Annotated in this window: 5 protein-coding genes; 4 read left to right on the forward strand and 1 reads right to left on the reverse strand. The window is 73.8% G+C overall.

Annotated elements, in window-relative coordinates; all coding sequences use genetic code 11:
• Positions 1-1,029, forward strand: a 1,029-nt coding sequence (locus ACWDR0_RS34580; protein ID WP_456355803.1) for a DUF6397 family protein, incomplete at its 5' end; no start/stop codon positions are given.
• Between the two features lie 46 nt (positions 1,030-1,075).
• Here the strand turns inward: ACWDR0_RS34580 and ACWDR0_RS34585 are convergent.
• Positions 1,076-1,381: a hypothetical protein gene (locus ACWDR0_RS34585; RefSeq protein ID WP_456355804.1), complete on the reverse strand. Its 306-nt coding sequence runs from the start codon at positions 1,379-1,381 to the stop codon at positions 1,076-1,078.
• Positions 1,382-1,706: 325 nt separating this feature from the next.
• Between ACWDR0_RS34585 and tdh the strand changes: the two genes are divergently transcribed.
• From tdh to ACWDR0_RS34600, 3 genes are all read left to right on the forward strand, one after another.
• Positions 1,707-2,735: an L-threonine 3-dehydrogenase gene (gene tdh, locus ACWDR0_RS34590; protein WP_456355805.1), complete on the forward strand. Its 1,029-nt coding sequence runs from the start codon at positions 1,707-1,709 to the stop codon at positions 2,733-2,735.
• Between the two features lie 116 nt (positions 2,736-2,851).
• Complete coding sequence (locus tag ACWDR0_RS34595) at positions 2,852-4,051, forward strand: glycine C-acetyltransferase (protein WP_456355806.1); 1,200 nt, start codon at positions 2,852-2,854, stop codon at positions 4,049-4,051.
• Positions 4,052-4,070: 19 nt separating this feature from the next.
• Positions 4,071-4,302: LysR family transcriptional regulator (locus tag ACWDR0_RS34600; RefSeq protein ID WP_456355807.1), on the forward strand; the 232-nt coding region annotated here is incomplete at its 3' end.

Here is a 4,302-nt window from a genome sequence, read left to right on the forward strand (position 1 = left end):
CCCGGGGACGGCCGGCCGCGTCGCGGACCCGCGGAGCGCGGTCCGGGCCCGGATCCGGCGGCCCGTGCCCTGGGCCTCCGGCCGGGGGAGTTCGACCTCGCCGTCCAGCTCGGACTGCTGCGCACGGTCCGCGGCCCCGCCGGAGAGCCGCCGAGGGCCGACCGGGCGGACATCGAGCGGCTGCGGAACAGCGAGGACCGGCTGGCGGCCCTCCGCCGCCGGGTGAGTACGGTCGGCACCCGGGCGGGTGCCGAGCTGATCTCCGTCAGCCCCCGGCGGTTCACCCGCCTGGCCAGGGCCGGGTATATCGTTCCCGTCCGGTTCTCCCTGAACCGCTACCGGGCCGTCGTCTGGCACTATCTCGCGGACGACGTCGAGGAGTTCGCCCGGGCCCGCCCCGGACTGCTCACCGGCCGGGCGGACCCCGAGCTGCGCGCCCTGATCGAAGCGGGAACCGACCGGCGCCCGCGGCAGTGGCGCGGCAGGCGGCTCGGCCTCGCCCTGCGGATCACCGACGACCCCTGGGAGCGGGCCGCGGCGGCCGCCGCCCTGCTCGACCCCCCGGTTGTCCGGGACCTGGTTCCCGATCCCGGGGCACGGGCCCGGCTCGACGCGCTGCGGCCTGGCCTCGGCCGTCCCCGGCCCGGTTCGCCCGCGGCGCGGGCCGTGGTCGAACGGCTGTCGTGGGCGGCCGACCCCGACGAGATCGTCTGGTACGAGACTCTGCTCCGCCGGGAGCTGCGCCGGACCGGGGCCGACTGCCCCGCCACCGGTGCCGGATCCCGGCCGGACGGCCGGTATTCCGGGGCGGCCGTCCCGCCACCCGTACCGGTACGAGTCCGCGCCGTGGCCGCCGCCCCGCCGGATGCCCCCGTATCCGCTGCCGCCCCGGCACCACCCGCGCCCCCGGCACCGCCTGCACCTCCGGGCCGGCCGCCCGTCCCGGCGCGCCCGCCGCGGACATCCCGCCGCCGCGGCGGTCGGCTGCTCGCCCGGCTCCGCCCGGGCACGCGTCGGGCCCCGGCGTGACCCCTCGGGAGAACCCCTCGGGGGACGCCGGGGCGGAAGACCCCGGTCAGGGAGCGGCCGTGTCGTGGGACGCGCTGACCGCCGATGCCACGGTGGCCCCACCGCCCTCCTGTACCGCCTGCACCACCCACTGGTGCAGCACACGGCTGTCGTCCTCGGTCAGACAGGGCGTGGGGCTGCCCGACAGGGTGAACCAGTCGGACGCGCCGCTGTACTGCACCGCGACGCGCGCCTCACCACCGGCCCAGGTGGTGTGCACAGTGAGATCCCCGGTCAGAACGCCGACTTCGTCGGTGAGTACACCTCCGCGCCCGGAATAGACCCCGGTCGTGGTCCACGATGCCCAGCTCATCCTCCCAGGCTCGCACCACCGGGCCCGATATGCGACCGAGGTGGTTCCTCCACGGCCGGTTCCGGGCCTTCCGGGTGCCTTCCACGGCTGCCCGGGGCGGTCTCCGGCGCGGCCGGCGACCGGCCGTGCACCCTCCGTGTAGCGCAACTGAGGGGCTGCTTAAGAAATCCTCGATGGACGCCCGGGGCCCTTACTGGGCAGATTGGTCCCGGCCTTCCAGCCCTCTGACCGGCTCTGTCACCGTTTGCGGCTTCCGTCCCGGCTGTCGCAGCCTGTCACTGACCCGTGCCGTGCCCGCCCTCCGCATCCCGCCAGGAGCCGCCCGATGAAGGCCCTCGTCAAACAGCACGCCGAGCCCGGACTCTGGCTCGTGGACGTGCCCGAACCGGAGCCCGGCCCCGGAGACGTGCTGATCAAGGTGCTCCGTACCGGCATCTGCGGCACGGACCTGCACATCCGCTCCTGGGACAGCTGGGCCCGAGGCGCCGTCAGCACCCCCCGCATCCTGGGCCACGAGTTCGTCGGAGAGGTCGCCGCGCTCGGCCCCGGGGTCGCGGACATCGCCGTCGGCGACCTGGTCAGCGGCGAGGGGCATCTGGTCTGCGGCCGGTGCCGCAACTGTCTCGCCGGACGGCGCCACCTCTGCCGCAGTACCGTCGGGCTCGGTGTCGGACGGGACGGGGCGTTCGCCGAGTACGTCGTCCTCCCCGCGGGGAACGTATGGGTGCACCGCGCCCCCGTCGACCTCGATATCGCGGCCATCTTCGACCCCTTCGGCAACGCCGTGCACACCGCGCTCTCCTTCCCCCTGGTCGGCGAGGACGTACTGATCACCGGAGCCGGACCGATCGGCATCATGGCCGCGGCCGTCGCCCGGCACGCCGGTGCCCGGCACGTCGCGATCACCGACATCAGCGACGCCCGGCTGGAGATCGCCCGCAAGGCCGGAGCCGACCTCACGCTGAACGTCGGCCGCCACCCGGTCGCCGAGGCCCAGCGCAGACTCGGGCTCAAGGAGGGCTTCGACATCGGCCTGGAGATGTCCGGCCGCCCCGAGGCGCTCCGCGAGATGGTCGACAACATGACCCACGGCGGCCGGATCGCCCTGCTCGGTCTGCCCGCCGAGGAATTCGCCGTCGACTGGTCGAAGATCGTCACCTCCATGATCACCATCAAGGGGATCTACGGCCGGGAGATGTTCGAGACCTGGTACGCCATGACGGTCCTGCTGGAGGCCGGGCTGGACCTCAGTCCCGTCATCACGGGAACCTACGGCTACCGGGACCACCGGGCCGCCTTCGACGAGGCCGCCACCGCCCGCAGCGGAAAAATCATTCTCGACTGGACGGGCTGACCCGCCGCCACCCGGGCCCGCCCGGCCGGGACACCGCCCGCCGCCGCGGCCCCCACGACCGTTCACCCGCGAAGCCCCGCCCGGCAGCCGCCGGCGAATCCCAGGGAGCAGCCCCCATGTACGCGTCCGTCCGCGACGACCTCCGCGCCACCCTCGACGAGATCCGCGACGCCGGACTTCACAAGCCCGAGCGGGTGATCGGCACCCCGCAGGGCGCCAGCGTCTCCGTCGCCGGAGGCCCCGGCGAGCCCACACCGGTCCTCAACTTCTGCGCCAACAACTACCTCGGCCTCGCCGACCACCCCGATGTGGTGGCCGCGGCCAAGGACGCCCTCGACCGCTGGGGCTACGGCATGGCCTCGGTGCGGTTCATCTGCGGCACCCAGGACGTCCACAAGGAGTTGGAGGCCCGGCTCTCCGCCTTCCTCGGCCAGGAGGACACGATCCTCTACTCCTCCTGCTTCGACGCCAACGGCGGCGTCTTCGAGACCCTCCTCGGCCCCGAGGACGCGGTGATCTCCGACGCCCTCAACCACGCGTCCATCATCGACGGCATCCGGCTCTCCAAGGCCGCCCGGCACCGCTACGCCAACCGCGACCTCGGCGAGCTGGAGCAGCGGCTCAAGGAGACCCGGGACGCCCGCCGCAGGCTGATCGTCACCGACGGCGTCTTCTCCATGGACGGCCATGTGGCCCCCCTCGCCGAGATCTGCGATCTCGCCGACCGCTACGACGCCCTGGTGATGGTGGACGACTCCCACGCCGTCGGTTTCATCGGCGCCGGCGGCCGCGGCACTCCGGAGCTGGCGGGCGTGACGGACCGCGTCGACATCCTCACCGGCACCCTCGGGAAGGCCCTCGGCGGCGCCTCCGGCGGCTATGTCGCCGCCCGCGCCGAGATCGTCGCCCTGCTCCGCCAGCGCTCCCGCCCCTATCTCTTCTCCAACTCCCTCGCCCCCGTGATCGCCGCCGCCTCCCTCACGGTCCTGGACCTCCTGGAGAACGCCGGCGAACTGCGCCGACGTCTTGCCGGGAACACCGCGCTCTTCCGCCGGGGGATGACCGAGGCCGGATTCACCATCCTCCCCGGTGACCACCCCATCGTTCCCGTCATGATCGGCGATGCCGCCGAGGCGGCCCGGATGGCGGAACTCCTCCTCGACCGGGGGGTCTACGTCATCGGCTTCTCCTACCCCGTGGTCCCCCTGGGGCAGGCCCGGATCCGCGTCCAGCTGTCCGCCGCCCACTCCCCGGAGGACGTCCGGCACGCCGTGGCCGCGTTCGCCGAGGCCAGGGAGGTGCTGGCCGCGGAGTGAGGGCTGGCAGGATGGCGGGGTGATCGACCCCCGACGGCTGCGCATCCTGCGAGCCGTGGCGGACCACCGTACGGTGACCGCCGCGGCCGCCGCGCTCTATCTGACCCCGTCCGCCGTTTCCCAGCAGCTCAGCACCCTGGAGCAGGAGACCGGACACGCCCTGCTCATCCGGGGCGGCAAGGGCGTCCGGCTCACCCCGGCCGGGGAGATCCTGCTCACCCACACCCATGCGGTCCTGGCCCAGCTGGAGC

The sequence above is a fragment of the Streptomyces sp. NPDC003691 genome (assembly GCF_053981115.1).

What these genes read in the sequence shown, in the direction of transcription:
- ACWDR0_RS34585 (WP_456355804.1), bottom strand. Translation starts at nt 1,381, where the DNA reads ATGAGCTGGGCATCGTGGACCACGACCGGGGTCTATTCCGGGCGCGGA.
- tdh (WP_456355805.1), top strand. Translation starts at nt 1,707, where the DNA reads ATGAAGGCCCTCGTCAAACAGCACGCCGAGCCCGGACTCTGGCTCGTG.
- ACWDR0_RS34595 (WP_456355806.1), top strand. Translation starts at nt 2,852, where the DNA reads ATGTACGCGTCCGTCCGCGACGACCTCCGCGCCACCCTCGACGAGATC.